The 26,306-nt window shown below is 42.7% G+C and carries 29 protein-coding genes; 21 read left to right on the top strand and 8 right to left on the bottom strand.

Annotated features, from left to right (window positions below; genetic code table 11):
- Positions 1-139 precede the first annotated feature (139 nt).
- From APB76_RS22430 to APB76_RS22415, 4 genes are all read left to right on the top strand, one after another.
- Positions 140-2,602: a bifunctional diguanylate cyclase/phosphodiesterase gene (locus APB76_RS22430; protein WP_054962608.1), complete on the top strand. Its 2,463-nt coding sequence runs from the start codon at positions 140-142 to the stop codon at positions 2,600-2,602.
- Between the two features lie 53 nt (positions 2,603-2,655).
- Positions 2,656-5,130 (top strand): EAL domain-containing protein, encoded by a 2,475-nt coding sequence (locus APB76_RS22425; protein ID WP_054962607.1) that lies wholly within the window; start codon positions 2,656-2,658, stop codon positions 5,128-5,130.
- A 54-nt stretch (positions 5,131-5,184) separates the two neighbouring features.
- Positions 5,185-5,865, top strand: coding sequence for a hypothetical protein (locus tag APB76_RS22420; RefSeq protein ID WP_054962606.1), 681 nt, complete (start codon positions 5,185-5,187; stop codon positions 5,863-5,865).
- Between the two features lie 87 nt (positions 5,866-5,952).
- A complete protein-coding gene (locus APB76_RS22415) occupies positions 5,953-6,153 on the top strand; it encodes a DUF4250 domain-containing protein (RefSeq protein WP_049844971.1) in 201 nt (66 codons plus the stop codon).
- A gap of 46 nt (positions 6,154-6,199) precedes the next feature.
- Here APB76_RS22415 and metR read toward each other — a convergent pair whose 3' ends face one another.
- Positions 6,200-7,111, bottom strand: coding sequence for an HTH-type transcriptional regulator MetR (metR, locus tag APB76_RS22410; protein ID WP_054962605.1), 912 nt, complete (start codon positions 7,109-7,111; stop codon positions 6,200-6,202).
- A 280-nt stretch (positions 7,112-7,391) separates the two neighbouring features.
- Between metR and metE the strand changes: the two genes are divergently transcribed.
- Positions 7,392-9,677 (top strand): 5-methyltetrahydropteroyltriglutamate--homocysteine S-methyltransferase, encoded by a 2,286-nt coding sequence (gene metE, locus APB76_RS22405; RefSeq protein WP_054962604.1) that lies wholly within the window; start codon positions 7,392-7,394, stop codon positions 9,675-9,677.
- A 69-nt stretch (positions 9,678-9,746) separates the two neighbouring features.
- Here metE and APB76_RS22400 read toward each other — a convergent pair whose 3' ends face one another.
- Positions 9,747-10,169 carry an organic hydroperoxide resistance protein gene (locus APB76_RS22400; protein ID WP_054962603.1) on the bottom strand — a complete coding sequence of 141 codons (423 nt, stop codon included), beginning with the start codon at positions 10,167-10,169 and terminating at the stop codon, positions 9,747-9,749.
- 111 nt (positions 10,170-10,280) lie between these two features.
- Between APB76_RS22400 and APB76_RS22395 the strand changes: the two genes are divergently transcribed.
- Both APB76_RS22395 and APB76_RS22390 read left to right on the top strand, forming a co-directional pair.
- Positions 10,281-10,742, top strand: a complete 462-nt coding sequence (locus APB76_RS22395; protein WP_054962602.1) for a MarR family winged helix-turn-helix transcriptional regulator — start codon at positions 10,281-10,283, stop codon at positions 10,740-10,742.
- Between the two features lie 41 nt (positions 10,743-10,783).
- The gene (locus APB76_RS22390; protein ID WP_054962601.1) at positions 10,784-11,335 is read left to right on the top strand and encodes a GNAT family N-acetyltransferase; all 552 of its coding nucleotides are present in this window, start codon (positions 10,784-10,786) and stop codon (positions 11,333-11,335) included.
- Positions 11,336-11,346: 11 nt separating this feature from the next.
- Here APB76_RS22390 and APB76_RS22385 read toward each other — a convergent pair whose 3' ends face one another.
- Both APB76_RS22385 and APB76_RS22380 read right to left on the bottom strand, forming a co-directional pair.
- Entirely contained in the window at positions 11,347-12,033 is a 687-nt protein-coding gene (locus APB76_RS22385; RefSeq protein ID WP_054962614.1) for a DNA-3-methyladenine glycosylase I, read from the bottom strand.
- A gap of 97 nt (positions 12,034-12,130) precedes the next feature.
- On the bottom strand, positions 12,131-12,997 hold the full coding sequence (locus tag APB76_RS22380) for a LysR substrate-binding domain-containing protein (RefSeq protein WP_054962600.1): 867 nt from the start codon (positions 12,995-12,997) through the stop codon (positions 12,131-12,133).
- A 105-nt stretch (positions 12,998-13,102) separates the two neighbouring features.
- Between APB76_RS22380 and APB76_RS22375 the strand changes: the two genes are divergently transcribed.
- The 3 genes from APB76_RS22375 to APB76_RS22365 all read left to right on the top strand — a co-directional run bounded on the left by APB76_RS22375 (position 13,103) and on the right by APB76_RS22365 (position 15,245).
- Positions 13,103-13,399 (top strand): putative quinol monooxygenase, encoded by a 297-nt coding sequence (locus APB76_RS22375; RefSeq protein WP_054962599.1) that lies wholly within the window; start codon positions 13,103-13,105, stop codon positions 13,397-13,399.
- Positions 13,399-14,379, top strand: a complete 981-nt coding sequence (locus tag APB76_RS22370; RefSeq protein ID WP_049844979.1) for a Gfo/Idh/MocA family protein — start codon at positions 13,399-13,401, stop codon at positions 14,377-14,379. The genes APB76_RS22375 and APB76_RS22370 overlap by 1 nt, the downstream gene beginning before the upstream one ends.
- Positions 14,380-14,621: 242 nt before the next feature.
- Positions 14,622-15,245: a substrate-binding periplasmic protein gene (locus APB76_RS22365; protein WP_082173478.1), complete on the top strand. Its 624-nt coding sequence runs from the start codon at positions 14,622-14,624 to the stop codon at positions 15,243-15,245.
- A 66-nt stretch (positions 15,246-15,311) separates the two neighbouring features.
- Here the strand turns inward: APB76_RS22365 and APB76_RS22360 are convergent, their stop codons facing one another.
- The 4 genes from APB76_RS22360 to APB76_RS22345 form a co-directional block, all read right to left on the bottom strand.
- Positions 15,312-15,911, bottom strand: a complete 600-nt coding sequence (locus APB76_RS22360; RefSeq protein ID WP_054962598.1) for a thiol:disulfide interchange protein DsbA/DsbL — start codon at positions 15,909-15,911, stop codon at positions 15,312-15,314.
- A 189-nt stretch (positions 15,912-16,100) separates the two neighbouring features.
- Positions 16,101-16,481, bottom strand: coding sequence for a hypothetical protein (locus APB76_RS22355; RefSeq protein ID WP_054962597.1), 381 nt, complete (start codon positions 16,479-16,481; stop codon positions 16,101-16,103).
- Positions 16,482-16,660: 179 nt separating this feature from the next.
- Positions 16,661-16,936, bottom strand: a complete 276-nt coding sequence (gene exsE2, locus APB76_RS22350) for a T3SS regulon translocated regulator ExsE2 (protein WP_049844982.1) — start codon at positions 16,934-16,936, stop codon at positions 16,661-16,663.
- A 7-nt stretch (positions 16,937-16,943) separates the two neighbouring features.
- Complete coding sequence (locus tag APB76_RS22345; protein ID WP_049844983.1) at positions 16,944-17,390, bottom strand: CesT family type III secretion system chaperone; 447 nt, start codon at positions 17,388-17,390, stop codon at positions 16,944-16,946.
- A gap of 473 nt (positions 17,391-17,863) precedes the next feature.
- On the opposite strand from APB76_RS22345, the gene APB76_RS22340 reads away from it, so the two are divergent.
- From APB76_RS22340 to sctI, 11 genes are all read left to right on the top strand, one after another.
- Positions 17,864-18,268, top strand: a complete 405-nt coding sequence (locus APB76_RS22340; RefSeq protein ID WP_054962596.1) for a YscW family type III secretion system pilotin — start codon at positions 17,864-17,866, stop codon at positions 18,266-18,268.
- Between the two features lie 642 nt (positions 18,269-18,910).
- Complete coding sequence (locus APB76_RS22335; RefSeq protein WP_054962595.1) at positions 18,911-19,771, top strand: helix-turn-helix domain-containing protein; 861 nt, start codon at positions 18,911-18,913, stop codon at positions 19,769-19,771.
- Positions 19,772-19,922: 151 nt separating this feature from the next.
- Positions 19,923-20,903 (top strand): T3SS regulon anti-activator ExsD domain-containing protein, encoded by a 981-nt coding sequence (locus tag APB76_RS22330; protein ID WP_049844986.1) that lies wholly within the window; start codon positions 19,923-19,925, stop codon positions 20,901-20,903.
- 13 nt (positions 20,904-20,916) lie between these two features.
- Complete coding sequence (locus APB76_RS22325; protein WP_054962594.1) at positions 20,917-21,345, top strand: YscB family type III secretion system chaperone; 429 nt, start codon at positions 20,917-20,919, stop codon at positions 21,343-21,345.
- A complete protein-coding gene (gene sctC / locus APB76_RS22320) occupies positions 21,342-23,195 on the top strand; it encodes a type III secretion system outer membrane ring subunit SctC (protein WP_054962593.1) in 1,854 nt (617 codons plus the stop codon). The genes APB76_RS22325 and sctC overlap by 4 nt, the downstream gene beginning before the upstream one ends.
- Positions 23,196-23,200: 5 nt before the next feature.
- Complete coding sequence (gene sctD, locus APB76_RS22315) at positions 23,201-24,502, top strand: type III secretion system inner membrane ring subunit SctD (protein WP_049844989.1); 1,302 nt, start codon at positions 23,201-23,203, stop codon at positions 24,500-24,502.
- Positions 24,489-24,698 carry an EscE/YscE/SsaE family type III secretion system needle protein co-chaperone gene (locus tag APB76_RS22310; RefSeq protein WP_049844990.1) on the top strand — a complete coding sequence of 70 codons (210 nt, stop codon included), beginning with the start codon at positions 24,489-24,491 and terminating at the stop codon, positions 24,696-24,698. Before sctD ends, APB76_RS22310 begins: the two co-directional genes overlap by 14 nt.
- An 11-nt stretch (positions 24,699-24,709) precedes the next feature.
- Positions 24,710-24,961 carry a type III secretion system needle filament subunit SctF gene (gene sctF / locus APB76_RS22305; RefSeq protein WP_049844991.1) on the top strand — a complete coding sequence of 84 codons (252 nt, stop codon included), beginning with the start codon at positions 24,710-24,712 and terminating at the stop codon, positions 24,959-24,961.
- Between the two features lie 3 nt (positions 24,962-24,964).
- Complete coding sequence (locus tag APB76_RS22300) at positions 24,965-25,324, top strand: YscG family type III secretion system chaperone (protein WP_049844992.1); 360 nt, start codon at positions 24,965-24,967, stop codon at positions 25,322-25,324.
- The gene (locus tag APB76_RS22295) at positions 25,321-25,950 is read left to right on the top strand and encodes a YopR/YscH family type III secretion effector (RefSeq protein WP_049844993.1); all 630 of its coding nucleotides are present in this window, start codon (positions 25,321-25,323) and stop codon (positions 25,948-25,950) included. Before APB76_RS22300 ends, APB76_RS22295 begins: the two co-directional genes overlap by 4 nt.
- Before the next feature lie 8 nt (positions 25,951-25,958).
- Positions 25,959-26,303 (top strand): type III secretion system inner rod subunit SctI, encoded by a 345-nt coding sequence (gene sctI, locus APB76_RS22290; protein ID WP_004745577.1) that lies wholly within the window; start codon positions 25,959-25,961, stop codon positions 26,301-26,303.
- Positions 26,304-26,306: the final 3 nt, after the last annotated feature.

Below are 26,306 nucleotides of genomic sequence, written 5' to 3'. Positions count from 1 at the left end.
AGAACTGAACAGTATTGGGCTATTATGTATTCTCACCTAATTAAGCAACAAAGCCACTAAAGTGTTAAGCAAATAACGATCATATACCTCTCAATGACCTATAATATGCATATTATTGTTATGGCGTTAGTTGGCTATCATGGCGACAGTAATTGAAGCTCGGCTTGAAGAGAAAAAAAGTAATGCGCGTAAAACCAAATACGCTACTTATGACTGGTATTTGAACCTAAAAACGCAAGTACTGGAGTTTGATGATGAGGCGAAAGCGGTGCTGCTGGGGGATTCGTCTAAGCAGCTTAGTGCGAGATCGTTGTTTGAGTTACTCCCTCAGTCCCAGAGACCTGTGGTCAAAGAAGCCTTTCAGTCGGCTCTTAGCTCCGGTCTGCGTACTTATACACATTGCTGTTTAATGAACGATAGAAATTTGTTCGCTTATGCTGAAATAGTGATTGACCGCGTGAGTGCCCATGAGCTGAAAGGAACGCTGTCTCCTTGCTTAAATATCTCCTCTAAGCATGAGGCGGCAGAAATTTTTTATTCAGTATTTGAAAACGCCCACCATGGGGTAGTTGTTACAGACTCTGAGACTCGAATTTTAGCATGTAATCGTCATTTTGAATCACTGACGGGTTACCTAAGAAATGAACTTGTTGGCCTAAAAACAAAGCTTTTCAATGCAGGTAAACATTCACAAGCCTATTACCAACAACTATGGGAACAAGTTCAGTCAAGCGGTCATTGGAGCGGAACGATATTATCGCGGCGTGCCGATGGCTCGATATTTCCTCAGGAATTAACTATTCACAAAGTGAAACCAGGTAATGGTGAGTCGTATTTTGTCGGTTTTTCATCAGATTTGTCTGGTCAGTTGGATAGGATAGAAGACATTGAGTCTGGTGGAATTGACCTGTTAACCCAACTTCCAAGCAAAGAGACGTTTCTCGCCCAGTCATCACAAGTTTGTCAGTATTTGGAAACAGGACAGGGGGTGGTTGTTTTAGCCATACAACCCACTTTCATGCAAGACTCTGCTCAAGAGACAAAGCGCCAATTTGCTAGCTATCTGAAAGATAACACTAAAGTGCTCTCCTGTGGGTATATTGGACATGATTGTTTTGTCGTGACCTTAGCTTACAGTTTTCAACAACCAACCCAAGTAGTATCCGGTATTGGTCGTTCAATTAAAAAGCTATTTCATAGCTTTAAGCATGCACCATTGCAAGTCGCCACAGCCTTGAAAGAGGGGATTACCGGTGTATCGGTATTTGATGTCGATGCGAAAACTCCTAACGGAATGGTTTCTCATGCTTACCAAGCGTTACTTGAGCTTCATTCAGGGCAAGCTCGGCGGATCAACTTTTATGACCGTAATATCCACAATCAAATTGAAAGGAAAAAAGCCTTAGAAGAGTTCGTCACAAGGACCATTGAAAAGAAAGCGGTAGAAGTCTATTTTCAACCGATTGTCGATATCACTACAAACCAAATAGATAAATTCGAAGCTCTTTGTCGTTTCCCCGTGGAAGGCGGGCTTGAGGCGACAACCCAAGAGTTAATTAGTATTGTAGAAGAACTAGATAAAGTGGTTCAGCTTGATGATGCTGTACTCTCTATTGCCGTTGAGCAGTTGCCAGAGCTACAAAAGTTATTTGGTTCACAGGTTAAGCTTTCTTTAAATCGGTCTTTAAGAACATCAACGGGCTTGAATGAAATCTTAGAGCGAACAGCGATGTTGCTCGATATAGCAAAAGTTGACCCCGAGTCGATAACCTTAGAATTCACAGAGAGTGCCTATTTTGAAAGTGATGAACAAAATAAACAAGTGCTGTCTTTTTTGCGAGATGCGGGTGTTTCGATTGCAGTGGATGATTTTGGTACGGGAAGTGCGTCATTCCGTTATCTTAAGGAGTGCTATTTCGACATCCTAAAAATCGATCGGGCTTTTATTCATAATATTACATTTCAGTCCCGCCAGTACTATATTGTGCAGTCTCTCATTCAGTTGGCCAAGCAGTTAGAATTGAAAGTCATTGCAGAAGGTGTAGAAACAGATCAAGAGATGAAAATTCTGCGCGGCTTAGGTACTGATTATATTCAGGGCTACTACTTTTCAAAACCATTGCCTCTGGCAGAGCTAAGAGAGGTAAAAGATTTCTGTCAATTGCCAGTAACGCATTCCGATGTTGACGCTGACACGCTTTTTCATCTTGTCGAGCACGGACACCATGTCGATGCAGGAGATTGCCTCTCTCTTGTTTATCAATACTTTGCCGATGGGTTTAATGACTACTTACCTGTGGTGGAAGATAAGATTTGTGTTGGTTACATAGACAGAGTCAATATGAATCTTCATTTAACACCTAACATGGGGACAGATCGGGAATCAAACAAAGAGCAAGCTTATTGGAACAAGCCAGCGAATAGAATTATGGTACCTGTTCAAACCACTTTATTGTGGGATACTCCGCAATCAAAAATAGGGCAACTGATTAAGAAAAATACCGCTTTCCCGTGGGTACTTATTGATGACCAAGGTTTGTTCAAAGGTATTATTAGCTCGAAGACAGTACTTGAATATCTTGCTAATAATAATGTCACTTAGGGGAACTTGTTCTAACTTTAATACTAGGGCTAGCTAAACTAAAGGATGACCCTATGTATCGGGAGTTAGGCTCCACTGCTCTGTCGTCAGCGAAAAATGACCAAAGTGTTACCAAGTCTTTAGATTGGGTGTGGGACTTAGAGCATCATCAACTCACTATTGATGAAGAGTGCTGTCGCCAGATATTGAATTCTGATCTTCCGTCGCTAACAGGCAATGTATTGCTTCCATGCATGAGCTATCACGATCAAACCGAGCTATTAAACCTCCTTGCCGAATCAAGTAAGTATCATTCTAGTCAGCGGTTTTGTTGTTGTTTACAGCTTAGTGATGACCAATGTTGTTATGTAGAATTACTTTTTAAAGGTGAAGACCGTTATACCGTTAAGGGGAGTGTGACACCTTTGCTGTTTGTCCACGCGACCACGTCAACGCTCAGTGCCTTGTTCGAGCAGCTTTTCAACAATCCTCATCATGGGGTCGTTCTCGCAGATAGCTCGCGCACGATTATCGCGTGCAATGATTATTTTCTAAAGCATACCCATTACACCAATCAACAATTGGTGAGTCAACCGATGGATAAGCTCAACTCCGATAAACATAGTTCTGGATTCTATCAAAAAATATGGCAACAAATTGACGAAGAAGGGAGTTGGTCTGGTGTGGTTCTAATTCAAAGCTCATTAGGTAAAACCTATCCGCAGGATTTGACTCTTCAACAGATCAATTTAGTCGAAGGCACTTTTTATGTTGGTGTTTATTTAGATTTATCCAACAATCTTTACCGAATCGCTGATGTGGAGCGGGGAGGGATAGAACTACTGACTCAACTGCCAACAGAGAAACAGTTTACGCGCTCCATTACAAACCAATGGATGGATGCTGCCGAGCCTAATATTAGTATGGTCGTTGCGTTCCATCCAAGTTTTGCACAAGTGGACGACTTTGAGCTTAAATCTATGCTTTCGGAGCATTTGAATAAGAATAAAGTCGTTAAGTATGTTGGCTATTTGGGCAGCAATTATTTTGTCGCCTGTTTGGAGTGTGAAAAGATTGCTGGGCCTTCTCAGATAAGATTGATCCACCAAACCATTCGACGCTTTTTTGCCACGTTAAACCAGTCTGCAGGTAAAACTATCCACAATGCAATCATTAGTGGTCGTGTAGGGGTGTCGGTACTTAGGCATGATACACATAGTCCTAAGAAGCTTGTTTCTCATGCTGTTCAAGCCATGTTAGAGCAATCAAGTGCCCAAAGAGGGCAAATCACCTTTTACCACGGAGCATTACACAAAGAGGTGCTAAGACGTAAAGAACTGGAAGAGTGGGCAGAGAAACTGATTAAATCTCAAGAGGTTGAAGTTTATTATCAACCAATTGTTGATGTAAAAAACTGGGATATTGTTAAATTTGAAGCACTGAGTCGCTTTAAAGGCCCTAACGGTAAATTCCTAAACACTCAAGAGATGGTTATGATTGCTGAGGACCTAGATTTGGTGTCTGATCTTGATTGGTGTGTGGGTAAAAAAGCGCTGCAAGATCTCAACAAAATACAAGCTAGGTTCGGCAATGGTTTAGGTGTGACGATCAATCGGTCATTAAATACCAAACTCGAAGTTGATGAGGTGTTACAAAGTGCTGACTCCTTGGTCCATCAATATGCCTCTAGCCCAGATACCGTCACAATTGAACTTACCGAAAGTGCTTACTTTGACAGTGAATCTCGTCAATCGAGTTTGATCCGAAATATTCGGCGCAGAGGTGTGAGTGTCGCCATTGATGACTTTGGCACAGGTTATAGCTCATTTGCATATCTGAGCGATTGTAACTTTGACGTTTTAAAAATTGACCGAGAGTTTGTAAAAGACCTCAAAGAGGGTTCACACAAATATTATATTGTCAAAATGATCACCCAGCTTGCGCATACCTTAAATGTTAAAGTGGTCGCGGAAGGGGTGGAAACCCGCAACGAGTTAGAGGTGATATGCAGTCTAGGTGTGGACTTTATTCAAGGTTATTTTTTCTCTAAACCTTTGCCATTAGAAGAGCTGGAAAATGCTTGGGGATACTATGAGAAACTTGATAGCTTTTTATCGAGCGCCGGGCATGCGAGACAAGTTGGAATACTTAGTATTACTCAAGTACATATTCCAACGTTGGCACCGGACGATACCATAGAAAAAGCGCGCGCACTATTTGATTCCGGCCAATATCGACTTGATGTTATTCCGATTGTAGATCGAAAAGAATGTGTGGGTATCGTTGGCCGAGAAGAGTTGAATTATCACCTTTCTCCTACCTTAGGCACTAAACTAGAAACCATTAAAGACCTATCAATTACTAAAAAACGACTTAACCAAGTGATGCGTACCAATGTGTATACGGCTTCGTTCCATACCAAAATTTCAAAAATCAACGAAATTATCAAAGCGGGCATCAAACCGCCTTGGCTAGTCGTAAACGATTCAGGAGAGTATTTAGGCATTGTGACCAATCAGGATATTTTAGAACATTTCGCCAATGGCTAAAACTGCTCAATCTGCTATTATCCGCAGCCAACAATTTCATAAATCGATGACGTTATGGTTCAGCAATTACTCGCCGTTTTCGCGCCTATGTTACTTGGTGCGCAGTTTATTCTTACCCTTATTTTAGTCAAAGGTGATATATGCCCTGGTCAAAGAGGGCGTATCCATAAAGTGCTTCCTTCTTTAGCGCTCTTATGGCTGGCGGTTGCGTCACTACGCATTGAAGCTATGATGATCGTATTTGCCGTAGCTTACTTTTACACTCAAGTGCAAACAAAAAAGACTCGCGACCAAGGTCCAATATGGGTGATGTATCTAGCTAATGGTTTGGCACTTGCTTATGTCGGAATCGAAGTAAGTTTACAAGCGTCGGTTGCTGCTAGCTTAAGTATAATTGTTCAAACTTTCTTACTGGGAGGATTGTTGGCTCACTTACTTCTTACTGTTGCTCGCACTCGATTGCAGGCATTTCACCGAATTCTACCGGTTTCAGGTGTTGTCTCTGCGATGTTGATGAGTCTCGCTATATTGCTCAAAGCTTATGGCCTAGATAACGAAACCTTGACCGCAGTGACACAGTCGCTCTTGGTTGGTGTCGCGTTGATGATTAGCGCTGTATTGGTTTGGTGCTGGCATATGTTGGCAACGAAAGAAATTAATAAAATGCAGTTGGGGATTGCGTTGGCGTTTATGCTAATTGCGAGCACATCCAATCAGGCACTATTTGCTCTTTAAATCTGAATAAAGATTAGATCTGGCTCACTTTCAAAGCGCCTATTTATAGCTACTCTTTTAAGAGCAGTAGCATAAAAGGAGGTGTCAATGGATCTCAGTAATGCAGCGAGCTTTGATAGTATTATCTTATTAGGAATAGTGAATGAAAAGCTACGTTTGGAGTGTGACTCTTTTGAAGAGTTAGTTTCTATGTACGAAATGGATGTTGAAGCGGTGACCGGTAAGCTCGACATACTTGGCTATCAATACGACCCTTTAACTAACCAGTTCAAATCATATGACAGATAAACTAAAAGAGGCGTCCAGCCTCTTTTAGCTCACTATTGCTTACCAATCACACTGTTTTAATTCCATCCAAGTGGCTTTGAGACTGAGTTCTAGCCGTATTAAAAAAAGCTTGTAGATAGCGTTTGTTCTTATCAGCGTTACGTGTCGCTGCAAATAAACGTCGCCATAGCCCATTGCCTAGTGGAATGCTAGAAATAAGTCCTTGTCTTGAAAATTCGCTGATTGCCCAATTAGGTAAGGCGGCAACGCCAAGTCCGGCAGAAACCATCTGAATCAACATCAAAGTATTATCCGCCTGTTTCCACCTTGCTGGCTCAATTCCAGCAGGCTGTAAGAAGTGCTTAACTACATCCAAACGAGATTTATGTACTGGGTAAGAGAGCATGGTTTGTTCAGCAAGATCTTCTGGTTCGATACACTTTTTTTCCGCCAAAGGATGAGAAATTGAAGTGACTAAACGCATCTCGAAATCAAACAAAGGCTCGTAGTGCACTTCCGAGCGCGGTTGAATATCTGAGGTGATGACCAAATCGAGTTCTCCCGCCATAAGGGCAGGCAAAGGTTCGAATCCAAACCCGGAAGAAAAGTCCAACGTTACGCTAGGCCAAGCCACCTGATACTCTTTAAGTGCAGGCATTAACCACTGGAAACATGAGTGGCATTCAATCGCCATGTGCAGTCGACCGTTGACATCCTCTTTCAAGCTCGCAATTTCATTTTCTGCTTTGGCAATTTTAGGCAACACATCATCAGCCAATGTTAGAAAGATCTCACCCTCGGAAGTGAACTTCACCGGGCGAGTTTTACGCAAAAATAGCTGTCCACCAATTCTTGCTTCGAGATCTTTGAGCTGATGTGACAAAGCAGATTGAGTTAAATGTAGCGTGGTGGCTGTCGCTGTCAGCGAACCAGTATCACGCAAAGTAGTCAATGTTTTCAGATGCTTGAGCTCAATCATGAATTTCCCTCAGATGATGTGTGAACAGCATGAATATTTATAACCTACCTTGTTTTTATAGGGGTGTAAACATCTAGACGTCTATAGTGCTAACTATTTTTGTTGATTAGGTTATTGAAACAGGTGTTTTGCGATTATGAAATTTTCTAATAAACAAGTTAAGTATTTGGAGATTGTCCAAATTTGATTTTGGCGAGATAGTTTAGCCATCCAGACATCTTGAAGGTGTTCTGCGCAGTATTAATAAATTGCAAAATTGAGAATCAGAAGGATCGGCAAGATGACAACGACAACACATATACTAGGTTACCCTCGCATTGGTGAAAAACGTGAACTCAAATTCGCGCTAGAGAAATACTGGCGTGGCGAAATTGACCAAGCTGAGCTAAAAGCGGTAGGCGCTGAGTTACGTAACAAAAACTGGAATACGCAATCTGAAGCCGGATTAGAGTTTGTTACAGCTGGTGATTTTGCTTGGTATGATCATGTTCTTACGACTACATTGCTACTAGGACACGTTCCAAAGCGACATCGTGATGGTTTCCCTGATCTAGATACTCTGTTCAAAGTCGGTCGTGGTCAATCTCAAGCGGGATGTGATTGTAGCGGCCACGCAGCCTCAGATATGACTAAGTGGTTCAACACCAACTACCATTATATTGTGCCGGAGTTCAGTCAGGACGATACGTTTGAAGTGAGCTGGCCTCAACTGTTTGAAGAGGTCAACGAAGCTGTGAAAGCCGGTCATAAAGTCAAGCCTGTATTACTTGGCCCTCTGAGCTATCTTTACCTTGGTAAGGAAGTAGAAGAGGGGTTTGATCGCCTGTCTTTGCTACCTCGTCTATTAACCGCTTATCAGGCAATCTTAGCGAAGCTAGCGAAACAAGGTGTTGAGTGGGTACAGATTGATGAACCGATCCTCTCTCTTGAGCTAAACAAGCCTTGGCAAGATGCCTTTAAACTCGCCTATCAAGTGATTCGCAGTGATGTGAAGGTTCTGCTTACCACGTATTTTGATTCGGTTAGCGATACGCTTGATAAAGTTGTCGAGTTAGCAGTCGATGGCTTACATATTGATTTGTCGGCAGCGCCTGAACAACTAGACGTTGTTGTCGAAAAACTGCCTGAACATTGGGTATTGTCTGCTGGTGTGGTTAATGGGCGCAATGTTTGGCGCGCAGATTTGAGCGCTCAACTGGCGTTACTGCAACCGCTTAAAGACAAGCTCGGTGACAAGTTATGGGTAGCGAGCTCGTGTTCACTACTGCATAGTCCGGTGGATCTAGAATTAGAGCCTGCTCTGACGGAAGAAGTGCGCAGTTGGTTTGCTTTTGCTAAGCAGAAAGTAACGGAAGTGGCACTACTGGGTAAGGCGCTAGATGGTAGCCAAGAAGCTATTCTTGCTTGTGATACCTATAGTGCACCGATTCAAGCACGTAAAACCGCAACTCATGTCAATAAGCCACAAGTTCAAGCGAGATTAAATAGTATTACTAAGTCTTTGGCCGAGCGTAGTGCACCGTATGCAGAGCGGGCAGCGCACCAAAGTGAAGTCTTGGGACTACCATTGTTTCCAACCACCACCATTGGCTCTTTCCCACAAACGAGCGAGATTCGAATTCAGCGCAGTGCCTATCGCACAGGTAAGTTGTCACAAACGGAATACGATCAAGCGTTAAAAGGTCATATTGCGGATGCGGTTAAACGCCAAGAAGCGTTGGATCTGGATGTCTTGGTTCACGGCGAAGCTGAACGTAACGATATGGTGGAATACTTTGCAGAAAACTTAGCGGGTTTCCAAACCTCCAAATTTGGTTGGGTACAGAGCTACGGATCTCGCTGCGTTAAGCCTGCCATTGTGGTTGCTGACATTGAACGCGAAAAACCGATGACGGTGGAATGGTCTACTTATGCTCAGTCTTTAACATCGAAACAGATGAAGGGCATGCTAACGGGGCCAGTAACGATTCTTTGTTGGACATTCCCACGTGAGGACATCACGCGCAAGCAAATCGCGGATCAACTTGCGCTAGCACTGCGTGATGAAGTTTCAGACTTACAAGATGCGGGCATTAATATCATCCAAATTGATGAGCCAGCGATTCGTGAAGGTTTGCCACTTAAGAAGCGAGATCATAAAGAGTACTTAGAATGGGCAGTGGATGCGTTTAAGATTTCAGCGGCAAGTGCTAAACCAGAAACCCAGATCCACACTCACATGTGTTACTCAGAGTTTAATGAGATCATTGAATCTGTCGCCGCGCTAGATGCAGACGTGATTACAATAGAAACATCGCGTTCAAACATGGAACTGCTTAAGGCATTTGAAGACTTTAACTATCCAAATGAGATTGGCCTAGGTGTCTATGACATTCACTCACCAAACATTCCAACTAAAGAATGGATCGAAGGCCTACTCAACAAAGCGGCGGAGAAGATTCCGGCACAGCGCTTATGGGTGAACCCAGATTGTGGACTGAAAACACGTAACTGGGCAGAAACAGAAGCGTCACTGGCCAATATGGTGTTAGCGGCCAAAGAACTTCGCAAAAGCTACCAAGCGTAATTTTGAGCTTTAAAGCAACAAATGCCGACCTCAGGGGTCGGCACTCTCTGTTTACACAATCAACACCAATTAGATTGCTTGGCCATTTACCGTGACTTCTACGTCGATATTCCCGCGTACAGCGTTTGAGTAAGGACACACTTGATGCGCAACGCGAACCAGTTCGAGCGCTTGTTCTTGAGGTAGATCTATTGATGCAGCAAGGCTTACCGTTAGCGCAAACCCTCCTTGTTCGTTCGGACCAATCCCAACCTCTGCTGTCACTGGTGCTTCTTTTAGAGCCACTTTACCTTCGCGGGCAACATGCAAAATAGCATTTGAGAAGCAGGCTGAATAACCTGCGGCAAACAGTTGCTCTGGATTGGTAGCAGCGCCGGTGCCGCCCATTTCTTTTGGATAAGCGAGCTCTAGTTCAAGCAAGCCATCATCTGTTTTAACCAAGCCGTTTCTGCCCGCCAGTGCTGTTGCTTTAGTTTTGTATAGTGTCGTCATGTTTGTATCCTTATTTTGAGTTGCGCGCAATTTAATTGTTTACAATATTAGATCGAAACAAAGCTGGAATGCAAGTATATTGTGCGCAATTTAATTTGAAAGGGTAGTGGAATGAGTTACTGCGATAGTGAGAAACAGCTAACTGAAGAAGAAAGCTTATTGTTAGAGAATCAGGTTTGTTTTCCTCTCTACAGCGCTTCCAATGCGGTGATTCGAACCTATCGCCCGTTATTAGATGCCCTAGACCTCACTTATTCCCAGTACCTTGTCATGATGGTGCTGTGGGAAAGTGATGGGATTAGCGTCAAGGACATAGGTGCAAGATTACACCTAGATTCTGGCACTTTAACCCCTTTATTGAAGCGGCTTGATGCGAAGGGCTTTGTAGTGAGAGGAAGAAGCGAACTAGATGAAAGGGTTAGGGTGCTCAAACTCAGCGAAGAGGGAAGAGCGCTTAAAGCTAAAGCCCTTGCCATCCCTGCTGAGATGAAATGTAAGATTCAGCTCGATCTTGATGAGCTAATCCTATTGAAAACATTGTGCGAAAAAGTAATGGTTAAGCTAGAGCAATAACGGCAATTTTAATGGGTTTACCAACAGACGAAGGAACATCAATGCTAGAAACTAAAAGACTTCAGCTAAGACAGTGGCAAGATTCAGATATTGACCCCTATTGCCTGATCAATGCTAGCGAGCAGGTGATGCGTTATTTCCCGTCGGTGATGACCAAGGAAGAGACCACTGCTCAAGTAGGCCGTGCACGTAGCTATATAGATAACAATGGCTATGGCTTTTGGGCAGTTGAGCTAAAAAGTACCCAAGAGTTTATTGGCTTTGTGGGTCTGCTTGCGCAAAGTGAAGAAAGCGGTTTACCCAACACACCATTTGTTGAAATTGGTTGGCGATTAGATTCTAAACATTGGGGCAAGGGCTACGCGCCAGAAGCGGCTCAAGCTGCTTTGGAATTTGCTTTCATGGAATTGAAGTTAGAGCAGGTCTACTCCTTTACCGCTTTGCCAAACTTACCTTCACAAAGGGTGATGGAAAAAATTGGCATGAGCAACACAGGGCAAGATTTTGACCATCCCAAGTTACCGAAAGGTCACGAGTTAGAGCGCCACTGCTTATTTAAAATCACTCGCGAGCAGTGGCAATCAGCTCAATAAATGTTAAGGGCCTATACGCGGTTATCACCCGTACTAAAGGCGATAGTTTGGCTGATTTCTGTTAGTGAACGCCCGCTTTCTTGTTGCCAGTGAGCAAAAGCGCTGTTGGCTGCTGCAAGACAGCGTTTGGTGTCTTTGCCCCCTTCAATGATTTTGTAGTTACGTAGGTAGCTTTCAACATCACCCGAGAGGATAAAGGTATCGACTCCCACTTGGCGCAAACTGTATGGGCCTGTGTTGCCACCAAGACGGTTACCATGCTTCTTGAGATAACTCCATAGCCCCGTAATGTCTTCACTTGGCCAGTTGACGATCATGTTGGAAAATGAGCCATGTTGTAGAGAAGCTTCGTGTAGCATTTGAGCATTCGCTTGAATGGATTTCACTTTGGCATGATGGCGAATGATTCGAGTATCAGACGCTTTGTTGTCCCATTGTTCGTCAGAAAGCATCAAGAGCGGTTCAATCTTAAAAGCAAAGAACACCTCTTCAAAGTTAGGCCATTTGTTTCGTACTACCTTCCAAGAAATGCCACTTTGAAACACCTTCATACTGAATGCGGATAGCCAACGATCATTGGTAATCTGCATCAGTTGATCCATTGGTAATGGTTTAGATAGTAATGACTCTAGGTTTGCTTCCCCACCTTTGCGCTCTGCTGCGCGTTGGTAAATATCGTCGAACTTTTCTAGTGCCACAATGAGGCTCTCCATAATGTCTTTAACCACTTTAGCAAACATACTAACTTTCTAGCTATTGTTTGTCTGTACTAAAAGGGGATTAGAGAGCGTATTTTCAAGGCCTTAAAGCGCTTAACAGATAGTCGGCAAAGGTTCGGTCTTTTAGCGATAATTGTTTGTCTTTATAAACAAGATGAATCGGTTTTGTTGGCAGAGGAAAGCTCTCTAGCACTTGCTCAAGCGCGCCTGACTTAAGATCTTGCTCAAGCAAAATGCGAGGCTGCATAACAACCCCCACACCTTTCAAAGCGGCTTGACGAAGTACCTCTCCGTTGTTTGCCATCAACTTGATATGTTGGCGTGAATCCGACTTAGTACTCGGAGTATCTGAAATATCGTGATAGCGAAAGCCAAGGCAAGAGTGGCCAGTCAGGTCCTCTGGCTGAATAATCTTGGCATGCCTAGCGAGGTAATCGGGTGAAGCGCAATAGATAAGATCATATTCTCCTAGGTATCTTGCCACCAAGTTGGAGTCTTTTAGCAGACCAATTCTAATAATAAAGTCAGCCTCACTTTTGTATGGGTCAACTACACCGTTGTCTAGCTCCAAATCAATACTGATATCAGGGTATTGAATGATGAAGTCAGACAAAATAGGTGCGAGAGCCTGAGTACCAAAGGTGACAGGTGCGTTGATTTTTACCGTGCCTTTAGGTTTGTTCTGCAAATCATAGATAAGGCTTTCAGTATTGCTGATATCTTCGAGAATTCTCTGGCACTCTTTAAGGTAAATTCTTCCAGAGTCTGTCAAGGTTTGCTTTCTTGTCGTGCGATGAATCAGCGGTGTGTTAAGTAAACTTTCAAGATGTTTTATGTGTCTGCCGACCATGGTTGAAGACATCGAAAAATAGTCCGCGGTAAGGCGAAAGTTGCCTTGTTCTGCGACATGACAAAAAACCTTCATACTGGTGAGCTTGTCCATTAAACACTCTGGGTTGTTAAACAAAAAACATTGTCCTAGTTTAACAATCTGAGCGCTGTAATAACATGATTTGCTTAACGTGAAGAAAATAAGGTTTACTGAATAATGGACTCAACAATTTTTGTCACTGCGGAGCTAAGAGTAAACACTGATGTAGACTTAGCCGTGGCAAGGAAAGCAATTGAACAGTTTTGCTCGGATATGGAGTCGGAGTCAGGCTGCCAACAGGCGACAGCAACGTTTGATGTTAACGACCCTCGACGCGTCATATTGTGGGAGCGATACGACGACCAGTTAGCGATTGAGGCACATTTTGCTATGCCTCATACACAAGCCTTTATCGCTCTAGGTATGACAGAACTGGTCAGTGCAACTAACAGTCACAAAGTGGGAGAAGCATAATGAAGTGGGGCATTCTAGGAACGAGCTTTATCTCTGATGTGATGGCAGCAGCGATTGCGGGGGACAGTGAAAGCGATCTTTATGCGGTTGCAGGCCGAAACCCACAGACGCTTGAAGAATTTGCCAGCAAGCACTCTGTTGCCAAGACGTACCTTTCAATGGATAAGTTGATAGAAGATAGTGACGTTGAGGTGGTTTACATTGCATTGCCGAACCATCTTCACCATGACTATGTCATCAAAGCAGCGCAGAAAGGCAAAGCGATACTGTGCGAGAAATCCCTCTCTATCGATATGGAAAAAACTCATGCCGCATTAGATGCGGTTCGTGAGCACGATGTGTTTTTTGCAGAAGGGTTAATGTATCTTAATCATCCGTTGATTCAATCGATTTTAGAAACACTAAAGCAGGGCACAATTGGGGAAGTGCGCAGCATCCAAGGCTCTTACATTGCTGCTATTAGTCAGTTTGTTAACCCTGAGAGTAAGGGCGCACTGTATAACTTGGGCTGTTATCCTGTGTCACTGATGCATCTTGTCCTGCAAAATCAATTTGGCGACAGTATCTTCGAAAATACAGAGGTTCAAGCCATTGGGCGCAAAGGGCAAGATGGTAACCTTTGCGAGTCTAGCGCCATCTTTAAGTTTGGTCAAAATGTGACAGCTCAAATGCACACAGCAGAAGATCACGGCTTAAAGCATGGATTCAAAATTCTTGGTTCAAAAGGCGCAATCAATCTTACGACCAACCCTTGGCTACCCACAGAAGAAAACCAATACAGTGTCGAAGTTTATGAAACCTCGCAGAAATCAGTTAAGGTACAAGCTAAAGGGGATGGGTTCTATTATCAGGTAAGAAACATTCGACAGGCCGTGAAGTTGGGCCGCAAGTCACTCGATAGACCAAGTGCTACGCCAGATGACTCTCTGCAGATCATGAAATTGCTAACCGACTGGGAACGAGCCGCTTCTACCTTCTAATTGCGCTAATAGCTTAAACCCAAAGCCAGAACATCATGTTCTGGCTTTTGCGTCTGCTAAGTAGACGTTAGAGTGAAAGTTGCTTTTGAGATCACAATGATAGATTGGTGTACGCTATAGGATGAGCCTATATTAAAGATATGGATTCTTAATAGCTTAGTTTGATGATTAGTAGGACTTTATACACTTGGATATTCGCTTGGCTGTGCTTTGGCAGTAGCTACGTACACGCACAGTATAAAATGCACTTCTTTTGTCCAGATTTTCCACCCTATACCACCGTTGACAGCACAGGCAGTCATAGTGGAATTGGGCTTGATAAAATGAAGTCGATACTGGACTCAGTCGGCATAGACTACACCATTGAAATTAACTCTAATCACGGGCGTGCATTGGCTGAGCTAAAAACTGGGCGCTCAGATGGCTTTTTTATGGCTTCTCAGAACGATGAGCGCGACAAATATGCGGTTTTCTCTGAGTCAGTAATGACCAATCGTTGGGTCTGGATTGTATTGACCAGTCATCACGGAGAGTTTTCTTCTTACCCCAAGTCAGGGTATACAGTCGCTAGCTTACTAAACACCAATACAAATCGTTGGCTGACGAAAACGGGTTTCAACTTAGCACATCCGGCCGAGAGTATTACATCGTTAATTAGTATGTTAGATAAGCAAGAAGTGAACGCCGTATTGGTGGCAGAAGAAGTCTACAATCACAGGTTTAAAAACAATACCAAATACAAAGTTATCTTACAGGAAGAGAAAGAGTTTGGTGTTTACATCTCCAAATCATTTCTTAACCGTCATCCACAGTTCATGGACAAACTCAACAGGGCAATACGAGCTAGTCAAACTAAGAGGCGATAGCGAGTTGGAGAAATCTAAAAAGCCAGAGCAAGATGCTCTGGCTTTTGATTTCTTTGGTGTATAGTCTTAAAGAGTCAGAAGGTAGTTTACCAACTGATTGTACTCTTCAAATGAACGGATTTGGTCCGCTTTTACAATGTACTTATTATTAACTAAGACACCTGGGACACCTGTGAGGGTGCTGTTTGCGAACTGTTTGTCGAATCCGCGCTGCATGGAATTGACCACAAAACTGTTGTATGTTGCATCAAACTTCTCTGCATCAATTCCATTGTCAATAAAGGTTTGGCGTAACGCTTGCTCATCTTTTGGCGCATTTCGTAGTTCATGGATCTGTTTGAACATAGCAGGAACCATAGTTTTTTCAGCATCTAAAGCAACCATGGTTGCGTAAGACTTAGCCATCGGAACAGCCATGTTAGAGCCCATAAACGCAACATGGACTTTTTCCAGCTTTGCATTCTCAGGCAGAGATGCTTTTAGGTTCTCAACCACAGGTTCAAATTTGTAGCAATGAGGACAGTAGAATGAGAAAAACTCTGTGACTTTTGGTGTTGCCGATTTGTCTGTGTCTAATACTTTGTAATGTGTCCCTTCTTCAAATTGTGCAGCCTGTACCGATAAGGCAACAATCAAAGAAGAAAAAAGAGTAAATAGCTTTTTCATCGCTTATTCCTATATAAATTCCGATTATCAAATAGCTTGATCCCGTTCATATTTGAAGCTGCCCAGCAAACCAAATACAACACCTATGCTGATTGGGGTGATCAGGCTCGCCGCCTAGATGCAGCTACAACTATTTTGGGTATGAATTCTTAACGCATTGAGCGCGGTAAGAGTTTGTGAAGATGGGAACTAAGCGATTGGAGGGCGGAACAAAGTACGAGCGCGCGTGATAGCTTTACCTATATCTTCTAAATCTAATGGAGCAAGTATTGGCAGAGAAAGTTGCGCTGTTGATATGGATTGGTTGTTGGTCAATTTAAGTAGACATGTCGAGCCACAACAATGATGGGCTGAAGCTTGGTGATACTGCTCTAACTCTGGACACTTAATGGGACTAATCTGGTAATGGTTTTGGTCGTTAATCAGTTTGGGTGATATTAGCTCGATACTTTGCTCACTTGCTTGCATGCCCACTGCACTACTGCTCAAAATAACAAGGCAGGAGAAAGCAAACACTGAAAGAATGGAGCGGCTAAATATCAATTGAGTAATCCGTAGTATTGAAGTCATTACAGCTTAACGGAATTTTAAGTCTAGATAAACGTTTTGCTTTCCAGAGGTCAAGACATTGAGGCTAATAGTGCTATCTTATCTGTCTGCTTACCTCCTAAGTCCAATCACCATTGAGCATAGAGATAAAGCGGTTGCGCTAACTTAGCCTGTCTTATTTGAAAACCTGTTCACAGTTCTTAAAGAACTTCTACTTTTCGTTTATAGAGCGAGTTGATTGCAAACTGCTTATCATCACTAAGTACAGTGCTGCTAAGTGCAAGATTACTTAGCTGATTTAGTTGCTTGTTAAGTGATATTTTCGCTTGAGCCTTGTGTTGTTTACGTTCCGAAGAGCCAAGTAAAGTGACTGAGCGGCCATAAAAGGTTTTCTTTGATACGTTATTACGCTCTGTTGACGTGTCTAAGGTAAAAACATGAGCGTTGTTTCTCGTGGGTTGAATATCATTCGACATAGTACTCTTACACCCTTAAGTCTGCAGTATTTGGCAAGCCAAGGTTTTGCTCCGGAGTCTCAAAGGCTGTCAATAGTGACTCCCAAGACTCACACTGTGTAATAAGTTCAGCTAGCGCAGACTCGAAGTAAGCATAATCAAGCTTTTCACTACTTAGTAGTTTATGTAGACACAAGACGTTTCTATTGTTGTCGAGACTAAAAAAGAGCTCGTACTCTGGCCAGTGATGATTGAAAGCAAGCAAAGAACGGCAAAGGTCGCTACTGAGCACAGCTAAATTGACCACCTCTGCTTCTATTTGAAGTGTTTCCTGATCAGGGTGATATAAAAAGTGAACTCGTATTGCATCATCAAATGCAAGACTGAGTTCATTATCAGTTAAGCGTAATTCAGGCAAGCCTATTTGATGAGCAAATTGAGTTAGCACCTCATCTATTTTCTGGCGTGCTGACATATGTAGGATCCTTATTTTCGTTTTTCTCAATGAACATATGTGAGAGCGGCATTCTTGTTTATCATTATTTGGTGTAGTTTTTTATATTTTGGTCGAGACTGAGTGTTTTTTATATGGATACTCAATAATTGTGCACCAAGTTTCATCGTTCAGGTAATGCTTTCAAAGAGTTAAGTGATAGTGTTTGTTTTTGTATGCGGTATGTTATTGATGGTTTGTTTATTGAAATGTTCTTATTAATTAATTCAAAACTGCGAGACTCTATTATCAGAAAAATGATCTGTATCTAATGATATTATTATTTGTAAATACAAAGAATTGACAATTACTTATACGACGCACAATGAACCGGATCTGTTTTTTTAAGGCGTGCACCTTGTTCAAATCTACAATCTAAAAGGTTGATTTTAGCAACGTGGCTGTATAAATTTACACCAATTCCCTCTAATTTACTTAAACTTGGATTTTTTTGAATGAAAAAGCCTTTATGGTCCGGTCTAGTATTTCTGGTTGCTTTGAGTGGATGCAGTCAGTCCATTTCGAATACGGATACTTTTAGTAAGAAGTCTCAAGCTCAGGTGTACGGTTGGATCTCTATAGATGATTATTTTTCACCTGTTGTAACTAAAGTAGAAGTGGATATGTGTCAAGTGGTTGATAATAGGTGTCTAACGTCGGCAGAGCAAGAGTATGAAGGGGTTCAATTGCCGATTCAGTATTCATTTTTGATTTCACCTCTTCAGGCCGGTGATGGGAATATGAAAATCCGAGCAAGACTGTTAGATAAAGGAAGCGTAGTTGCTCAAAGCTTGGTTGAATATCATTTTGAACCTGGTGAGAAACGTGTTGATATAGTGTTAAGCTCAACAAAAAATTAACAACAAAACCGGAACGGTGTGGTTGGTTAATTTGTGTTTTCTTAATTAGTGGCTACTAAAATAAGGTTTTCTTATATTTAATATGTGCTCATATGAAATGATTTTTACTCATCTAAATGATATACATTTGACTTTTTAGCTCATCGGGACAGTGAAATTTATCACTTATGATTGTTGCCTAAGTTGCTAACTTTGTGATTATAATTCGGTTATCGGATAAGTTGGCTTGACTGGAATGAAATTTTGAGTGCGTGTGCGCTTGCATACTCCCGTGTCTCATGTTTGAGAATGTAGTGTTAAGTAATTTCATTTTGTTCTAATAATAAATAAAAGTTATTAATATAACTCTCAGTAGTTATAACTTTAGTTAATACTAATTAAATGCAAAAATTAGCGTTCCCTGTAATACCAATAATCTAACTCAGGGAACTCGCATGTTTAGTTTTATTTACCCCGCTTGACAGCGGGGGTTTTGAGCATTTTGCTTTAAATACGGGGGGGTATAGTTGGTTGCTAACTTACTGTGCTCTTTTCTTTTCTTCTTAAATTACTAATGCATTATTAGGGTGTTATCGCTAACTGATGGTGCTTTGGAACTCCTGTGCTTTTAAAACAAGGAGTGAATATGATGAAGGTTAGGAAATGAATGTGTCAGGCCAATTAAACACGGATAAATTCGGCGCTTGTTTTGAAAAAACTCACAGGTTTTCAACTCAGGAAAGCTTTGATGAGGTATTTCATTCAGATCATTCTCAAATTGTTATTGTTCGTAGCGGTCAGTTAAAAGTTCAAACTGGAGATTGTACAGTTAATGTTCTTGCTGGTAGTGGAATTTTTTTGTCTCAAGGCGATTATTTGTTTGAATACTCGACTCTTGGTGAAGAATACCAATCGATGATCATAGAATTTGAAAATGAGCTGGTGAGCCAGCTATTACAAAAACATAGCGATTTGCTAATGACATTGCCAAAGTCGGATAAAGCTATTATGGGGCTTTTCCCCTTTGGCTTAAATATTCTACTGGAGCAAGTTATTGCAGCAATGCAAGCACTGGAAGAGCAATCTTATCCAAGTGCGATTATGCGTTTAAAATACGAAGAAATGTTGATCCTGCTATTACACAGTGAGGGAGGAGAGCAACTTTATGCTTTGCTCTCGCAACAGATGAATCGCACGTCAGAAAGGCTGCGTAGATTTATGGAATTGCATTATCTGAAAGAATGGAAGCTCAATGATTATGCTCAGGAGTTTGGCGCAAGCCTAACGACTTTCAAAGAGCTTTTTAATGAGCACTATGGTATGTCCCCGCGAGCTTGGATTAGCGAGCGCCGCCTCCTGTATGCGCACAAGCTATTGTTAACGAGTAAGATGAGTATTGTCGATATTGCGATGGAGGCAGGTTTTTCTAGCCAGTCTTATTTTACTCAGAGCTACCGCCGTCGTTTTGGTACAACGCCGAGTAAAGTACGATCAGGTGAAGAAATGGTCGCAATCGCAGAATGAAATGACTTGTGACTAAAATTTTCTGACTTTTATTACAAGTGTCGGTTTGCAAGTCATTATATTATCATCAGCATAGAAACTAATATTCAATACTAATTTCACCTCTTTCGTTCAGGAGTGTACGAAAGAAGTGCGGAGAAAGAAGACGAAAATGAAAAAGCAGCATTGGCGACGCCGTTCGCTTTTTCCAGACAACTCTGTGGCAAAAAGGAAGGTCACGGTTTTGCAGAGAGGGGCTCGATACCAAGAGGCCGCTAAGCAAACGCAGGGTAAAAATGTTGTTAATGTCAGTCACCGTCAGCTCCTAAGCGAAGGTGTCTTGAGTTCTGAGCAGCTATCTCTATTACAAAGGTTGCTAAATAGAGATGTAATTGACGCTTTGTGCTCAAGCCAGTTAGTTAAGACTTATGAAAAGCTTAGTGTGCCGTTGGATAGATTTGCTATGCGTTTGTTCTTAGAAATAGGTTCGAGGTTGGGTGCAAGTCAGATCTTTACAACCCACGAACAGCGCGTGGCATATATCAATCAACATGTCGGTTATCGATATAACCTAGCTAGCCCGAAATCACTGACATTATGTCTGCACTGCGCTATTGCTGAATGGGTAAATCACCAATCTGACCAAAGTGTGTTACTGGATGTGGTGGAAATTGAGCAACTAGCTAACCAACTTCAGATTCAAGGCAGTTACTGGGAAAAGCTGTTGGGCCAAGAAGCGAGTGCTATATACGTAAAGCAGCAACTCGAATTGATAAAGTCTCAACAACAACAGGTGAAAGAGCAACTTCAAACCCTTGAAGATACGCACAAGAAGGCCGCAGAGTCACATCGTCTTATGATGGAAAAGTGGCAGCCTTGCCTCAATGCATTAGAAGCATTGTCTGAGCACGCGCTGACATCTCCAGAGTTCTTCGCAGCATGGCAGGCATGGTGTGAGCAGGCGAGTAGACTCGCCCCTGAACTTCGGGAAGTTTGGGAAGCATGTGACCACATATATCGTGATTTAAACGCGGTTGCGAAACTGTGGCAATGGTTCCAAGACATGAAATCGGTAGGTGACGTAGATCTGTATTACTTTGATGTTCAAAGTGGTCAGTGTGGTCAAGCTTACAATCACATGAGTCATATTTAATAAAGGCATAACTATGCTAAATCAAATAATGAAATCTCTAGCAAATACGCTAGAGGTTAGGGCTTTTGCGCCCAATGAAAATGGCATATACGAGATTGAAGTTGACCAGTTTAACGTCGAAGTTAAACAACATTCGTCTTGGATTTTATGGGAAACCGAATTGCCTTTCCACTTTGATAAAGATTTAGACTATCAAAGTGAACAGATGCTTAAACGTTGTATGCAGTTGTCTTTAAAAACAGTACGTGATGGCCGAGATACGTTAACTCTAAATAAGGATCAGCGTTTAGTGTTACAAGGTAAGGCGCCGTTTGATCAAGTATCTTCAGTGATTTTTCCTTCACTGCTCTCCCAACACGTTAACATGTGTGAATTCTACAGTGAAATACTAGAGCATGAACGTGTAAACCGTGCAATTAATCATACAGTGTGGCTGCCATGAGAACATTGCTTGCCAAACTCAGCTTAGCAGTTCTTTTGTTGTCTGTTGGTTCAACAAGTTTATTGGCTGCTCCACTCGATTGGCCACAGCGCCCGTTTCGCTATTTTGCTGATAATGATTCTCTAAAAGAGTTATTAAATAACTTTGGCGCAAACTATGGTGTGTCGGTTGCTGTCAGTGAAAAAATCAGTGAAAAAATTAGTGGGAGATTTACACCAGAAGAGCCAACCGAGTTCTTAGATTACTTGGCACAGGTTTACAACCTAATGTGGTATTTCGACGGTGCTGTACTACATGTATACAAGGCGACGGAAACTCGTTCACGGCTTCTCCAGCTTGAGCTTTTAACAGCGCGAGATTTACGAAGCACGCTAATTTCAACTGGGGTTTGGGATCCTCGTTATCGTTGGCGAGCTGTAGAGAACAAAGGTCTCATTTATCTTGCGGGTCCACCCCGTTACGTCGACCTAATCGTTCAGACAGCGGAAGCGCTAGAGAGCCGATTGTTACAGAAGGCAAATTCTACTGATGAACTTTATGTTGAGCTGATCCCATTAAAATATGCTTCAGCAACTGATCGAGAGATTTCTTACCGAGACCAGAAAGTTATTGTACCAGGCATAGCAGCAGTGCTTCGTCGATTGGTATCAGGTGTACAAACACAGGTTGTAGATTCAAGCGCCAAGACCGACGGGGAGGGGGGCGAAAGCCAAGATGCGATAGCTAAGCCAGCGTCAGTACATGGTGGCGCTACAGTTGAAGCTGAACCAGGTTTAAATGCGATTATTGTTCGCGACACTCAAGCGAGGCTTCCTTTATATCGCAAGCTAATTGCCCAGCTAGATCAACCACAGTCAAGAATCGAAGTTGCTCTTTCGATCGTGGATATAAGTGCAAATGACATTAGCCAGCTAGGGGTAGATTGGCGAGCAGGAGTGTCTGTCGGTAACAACAGCATTATCGATATAAAAACAACAGGTGATGTCGCTGGTGGCGATGTTACTTTGGGCAGCGGCGCGACCTTTAAATCCCTGCTTGATGCAAGTAACTTAAATTATTTGCTAGCCCAAATTCGTTTGCTGGAATCTCAAGGGAGTGCCCAAGTGGTGTCGAGACCGACACTATTAACGCAAGAAAATGTAGAGGCTGTCCTTAACCATAGCAATACATTTTACGTGAAATTGCTAGGCAAAGAGACGACAGCTCTTGAAGAAGTGACTTATGGAACCTTGTTGAGGATTGTGCCACGTATTGTTGGCGATCGTTTCGCTGAGCGTCCAGAAATCAACTTAAGCCTGCATTTGGAAGATGGTTCAGAGATCCCTGATGGTAGTGTTGATGACCTGCCTTCAGTACGAAAGACCGAAATCAGCACCTTAGCGACCGTGAAGCAAGGGCAGAGTTTGCTGATTGGTGGTGTATATCGTGATGAAGTCAGCCATCAGTTACGCAAAGTACCATTACTTGGTGATATCCCATTTTTAGGTGCCTTGTTCAGAAGCAACACTAATACAACTCGTCGCACTGTTCGAATGTTCATCATTGAGCCACGCATCGTAGTAGATGGCATTGGCGACAATGTTCTTATTGGCAATGAACACGATCTGCGTCCTCATATTGGACAGTTAAACAATATCTCCAACAACAGTACACAGTTTAAGTCTGCAGTAGAGCTATATAGTTGCTCGACGTTAGAACAAGCACAGCGTCACCAAATGTATCTACTTGAAAGCGAACAATCTTCACTACTGTCAGAGTGTGAATTACCAACCGGACAAACGGGTTGGCGAGTTAAAGTGACTCAATGCGATTCAGAACCACACTGTATGCGCCCAGCTAAGGAGCTTTGATAAGAATGGAGCAATGGAAAATTCGTATCTTATCCGGGGTGCATTCCGGAGTAGAGGTCCCTTTGCCTCAAGGTTCATTGGTGCTAGGAAATGATGACTTTGGTGCTGACCTTGTACTTTCAGACGCGGGTGTTGAGAGTCATCACCTTACGCTTGAATGTACGTTAGAGAATGTCATCTTGAAAGGCTGTAGCGACGCTTCGCTACAGGGTGAGCAGGTCGATGTTGTTGAAGAAGGAGTTGAACTAGAGCGCGGCAGTTTGGTTTCTGTCGGGGTAGTTCAGTTTGCTATCGGACATGCAGGTGATGATTTGGCAATCTTGGGCCGTGAAACAGAAACTGTAACCAAAGAGATATCCAACAAGGTGACGAGAACTTCGAGTTGGAAACGATCTCTATTGATTGGTGTTGTGTGCAGTATGTTGCCGAGCGCGATTCTTGCGGGTATGTGGTACAGCCAGGCGAATAGTAATGCCAACGAGATTACCACTGAAGCGGAACCAATTGTTCAAGTTCGGGATATTTTGAAAGAACTTGGGCTAGATGATGTGCGTGTAGAATGGAATGCGAACGTTCACCAAGCGGTACTCGAAGGATATGTCGACGATAGTGCCCAAAAATTACAGCTATTGCGTCGAATAGACTTACTAGGGATTAACTATAAAAGCGATTTACGCACCATGGAAGAGATCCGTCGCGGAGTTCGCTTTATCCTTCGAAATCTAGGTTATCACCAAGTCAAAGTTGAGAACGGTGATGAAACAGGGACCGTGCTGCTAACAGGATACATCGATGATGCGAGCCGTTGGAGTCAAGTCGAACAGATTCTAGAAAGGGATGTCCCCGGTCTTGTTGCGTGGAAGGTTGAGTTACAGCGGGCAGGGGCGTATATGGATACGCTGAAGCAGCTGCTTGAAAAAGAATCCTTACTCAAAAAAGTCCAAATCGTTACCAGTGGTGATCGCGTGGAAGTGCGCGGTGAGCTAGATGATATTGAGACGACACGCTTTTACAGCGTCACTCGAGAGTTCAGGGAACAGTATGGTGAAAAACCGTACTTGGTTTTGAAATCTATCCCAAAAGTTAGCAAAGGAAGTAACGTTGATTTCCCATTTCGCAGCGTGAATTTTGGTCAGGTGCCGTATGTCATTTTGACAGACAATGTTCGTTATATGGTGGGTTCCCGAACCCCTCAAGGCTATCGCATTTCAAGTGTAACACCTGACGGAATTGAATTGGTGAAAGGTGGACAGGTCATCAATATTGAACTCGGATATTCAAAAGAGAATAACAATGACAGATCTTGAACAAATCTTAAATAACGATCCAACTGGAGCTGAAGTGAAGAAGCTTAAGGAGACACTTTTCCAAGCGCAAACTTCTGTCAAGCGAAAGCTAGATCAGGGGTGTGATCCTCAGCAATATCAACAATTAACCAAGCAACACGAAGCGTATATAGCTGCCCAGGCAGTCCTTGAAAACTACGTTTCCCGGCTAAGTTAAGGAGAAATACTATGACATCTTTTTATACTGGTACCAGTACAGTCAACCTCGACGAAGTTAAGAAAAAACTTACTGATCAGGCTGCAACGGCAAACACTAATGTGACCACCGCTATCAATAATCTCTCAGCCAACGCGGACGATCCTTCGAAACTAGCTGAGCTGCAGCACACCATCAACCAATGGTCAGTTATCTACAACATCAACTCTACAACGACCAGAGCAATTAAAGATGTGATGCAGTCTATTTTACAAAAGGTGTAACTGATGGAAAGAGAAATGCGTCAGCTTTTGGCTGCAGTGGCTTTGATGGCTACAGGTACGCACTGTCATAAAGAAGCTCAATCAATTGTCGAGTGCCTCGAACAGGAAGAAGGGACTGAAGAGGTGGTGGCGATGATTTTGGCGATGAGCTTAATGAATAGGGGCAAGTATGAACAAGCTGAGCAGCATCTTGCTTCATTGTGTTCTGCTCATGCATCTCTTATTCCTCTTGCTGCCTTGGCTGCGGGTAAGGCGGGTTTGTCTAGTAAGGCTGAGCATTGGTTGCAACAAGCAGCGAATGGGAGATCACAAAGTAAAGCCTTTGCTGAAAGTTTTTGTCATGATCTTAGGAACTTTGGATGATCATTGACTCAAGCTTGCAAGCTGCTGACCCAAAGAGCAGAAATGAGCTAAGCGCGTATCGACGCCAAGATGAAGAGCGAATGAGTTCGTTAATGACGGAATCAACGCAGCAAGAAAAAAGCGTCAAAAAAGAAACAAATCCGCCTGTTGTTCAAGCTTCTAGTGACGCTTCCATGGTTAAAGCTTGGTATGAGAATATTAAGCCTCAGCAATATATTAGTCGACAAGCTTTGATCTCGGAGCTAAAACAAGCTTTTCCCGAACTTGCTTCGCAAAAAGAAGCTTTGTGGTACGCCTACAACAAAGAGAAGTCGTTAAAAGGGACAGAAGAAGCAAATTCGAATTTACTGAATATGCTTAAACAGGAGCTTGTAGGGGACTTCGCAAGTGAACTCAGAGATGTACCACCTACCGGTAGCGATCAGCTTAGACAAATGCTATCAGAGAAGTATTCTCTGAGTGCTCATAAGGAACAAGCCCTTTGGCATGCTTGGGATGAGCTTAAAGCGGTTCCGGAGATGAAACCCGTTGTTGATTTGGTTCGCCAAGAGTTGAGCCTAGTTATTTCAAAAAATGCCATCGTCAAAAACATGCTCACTCATAGCCATAAGTTAGATTTGTCGTAGGAGGTCATATGATCAACACGCAATACACTGAAGTAGTACAAACAAGCCTAGAGCAGGTGCAAGACGCCCAAATAGAAGATGGGCTCAGTGAACGTTTCGATCAAGCAATGTCATTACCTGAAAGCAATAATGGCCTAGAGGGTGGTTTGTTAGAAAACATCAGTGAACTAAAGTCAAATATCGACAATGCTAAAAGTTCATTGCAGGACAGCATGGAAGCGGTAGGAGACAACCCTGCGAAACTGCTAGAAATGCAATGGGCGCTGACGCGTATTACTTTCCAAGAAGAGTTGATTGCCAAGACAGTTGGCAAAACCACTCAAAACGTAGAAACCCTATTAAAGGCTCAGTAAGAA

It is taken from the genome of Vibrio bivalvicida (assembly GCF_001399455.2).
Lineage (GTDB): Bacteria > Pseudomonadota > Gammaproteobacteria > Enterobacterales > Vibrionaceae > Vibrio > Vibrio bivalvicida.
Note: the sequence above shows the minus strand (reverse complement) of the source record. Positions and strands in the feature narration are given on the sequence as shown.

Excerpts from the sequence above, each read along its gene's own strand:
- APB76_RS22325 (WP_054962594.1), top strand. The coding sequence starts at position 20,917 with ATGCTAAATCAAATAATGAAATCTCTAGCAAATACGCTAGAGGTTAGG.
- APB76_RS22295 (WP_049844993.1), top strand. The coding sequence starts at position 25,321 with ATGATCATTGACTCAAGCTTGCAAGCTGCTGACCCAAAGAGCAGAAAT.
- APB76_RS22415 (WP_049844971.1), top strand. The coding sequence starts at position 5,953 with ATGGATCTCAGTAATGCAGCGAGCTTTGATAGTATTATCTTATTAGGA.
- APB76_RS22335 (WP_054962595.1), top strand. The coding sequence starts at position 18,911 with ATGAATGTGTCAGGCCAATTAAACACGGATAAATTCGGCGCTTGTTTT.
- metE (WP_054962604.1), top strand. The coding sequence starts at position 7,392 with ATGACAACGACAACACATATACTAGGTTACCCTCGCATTGGTGAAAAA.
- APB76_RS22375 (WP_054962599.1), top strand. The coding sequence starts at position 13,103 with ATGGACTCAACAATTTTTGTCACTGCGGAGCTAAGAGTAAACACTGAT.
- APB76_RS22400 (WP_054962603.1), bottom strand. The coding sequence starts at position 10,169 with ATGACGACACTATACAAAACTAAAGCAACAGCACTGGCGGGCAGAAAC.
- sctF (WP_049844991.1), top strand. The coding sequence starts at position 24,710 with ATGACATCTTTTTATACTGGTACCAGTACAGTCAACCTCGACGAAGTT.
- APB76_RS22360 (WP_054962598.1), bottom strand. The coding sequence starts at position 15,911 with ATGAAAAAGCTATTTACTCTTTTTTCTTCTTTGATTGTTGCCTTATCG.
- APB76_RS22370 (WP_049844979.1), top strand. The coding sequence starts at position 13,399 with ATGAAGTGGGGCATTCTAGGAACGAGCTTTATCTCTGATGTGATGGCA.
- APB76_RS22425 (WP_054962607.1), top strand. The coding sequence starts at position 2,656 with ATGTATCGGGAGTTAGGCTCCACTGCTCTGTCGTCAGCGAAAAATGAC.
- APB76_RS22340 (WP_054962596.1), top strand. The coding sequence starts at position 17,864 with ATGAAAAAGCCTTTATGGTCCGGTCTAGTATTTCTGGTTGCTTTGAGT.
- sctD (WP_049844989.1), top strand. The coding sequence starts at position 23,201 with ATGGAGCAATGGAAAATTCGTATCTTATCCGGGGTGCATTCCGGAGTA.
- APB76_RS22300 (WP_049844992.1), top strand. The coding sequence starts at position 24,965 with ATGGAAAGAGAAATGCGTCAGCTTTTGGCTGCAGTGGCTTTGATGGCT.
- APB76_RS22345 (WP_049844983.1), bottom strand. The coding sequence starts at position 17,390 with ATGTCAGCACGCCAGAAAATAGATGAGGTGCTAACTCAATTTGCTCAT.
- sctC (WP_054962593.1), top strand. The coding sequence starts at position 21,342 with ATGAGAACATTGCTTGCCAAACTCAGCTTAGCAGTTCTTTTGTTGTCT.
- APB76_RS22330 (WP_049844986.1), top strand. The coding sequence starts at position 19,923 with ATGAAAAAGCAGCATTGGCGACGCCGTTCGCTTTTTCCAGACAACTCT.
- APB76_RS22310 (WP_049844990.1), top strand. The coding sequence starts at position 24,489 with ATGACAGATCTTGAACAAATCTTAAATAACGATCCAACTGGAGCTGAA.
- APB76_RS22430 (WP_054962608.1), top strand. The coding sequence starts at position 140 with ATGGCGACAGTAATTGAAGCTCGGCTTGAAGAGAAAAAAAGTAATGCG.
- metR (WP_054962605.1), bottom strand. The coding sequence starts at position 7,111 with ATGATTGAGCTCAAGCATCTGAAAACATTGACTACTTTGCGTGATACT.
- exsE2 (WP_049844982.1), bottom strand. The coding sequence starts at position 16,936 with ATGTCGAATGATATTCAACCCACGAGAAACAACGCTCATGTTTTTACC.
- APB76_RS22380 (WP_054962600.1), bottom strand. The coding sequence starts at position 12,997 with ATGGACAAGCTCACCAGTATGAAGGTTTTTTGTCATGTCGCAGAACAA.
- APB76_RS22420 (WP_054962606.1), top strand. The coding sequence starts at position 5,185 with ATGGTTCAGCAATTACTCGCCGTTTTCGCGCCTATGTTACTTGGTGCG.
- APB76_RS22395 (WP_054962602.1), top strand. The coding sequence starts at position 10,281 with ATGAGTTACTGCGATAGTGAGAAACAGCTAACTGAAGAAGAAAGCTTA.
- sctI (WP_004745577.1), top strand. The coding sequence starts at position 25,959 with ATGATCAACACGCAATACACTGAAGTAGTACAAACAAGCCTAGAGCAG.
- APB76_RS22390 (WP_054962601.1), top strand. The coding sequence starts at position 10,784 with ATGCTAGAAACTAAAAGACTTCAGCTAAGACAGTGGCAAGATTCAGAT.
- APB76_RS22365 (WP_082173478.1), top strand. The coding sequence starts at position 14,622 with ATGCACTTCTTTTGTCCAGATTTTCCACCCTATACCACCGTTGACAGC.
- APB76_RS22355 (WP_054962597.1), bottom strand. The coding sequence starts at position 16,481 with ATGACTTCAATACTACGGATTACTCAATTGATATTTAGCCGCTCCATT.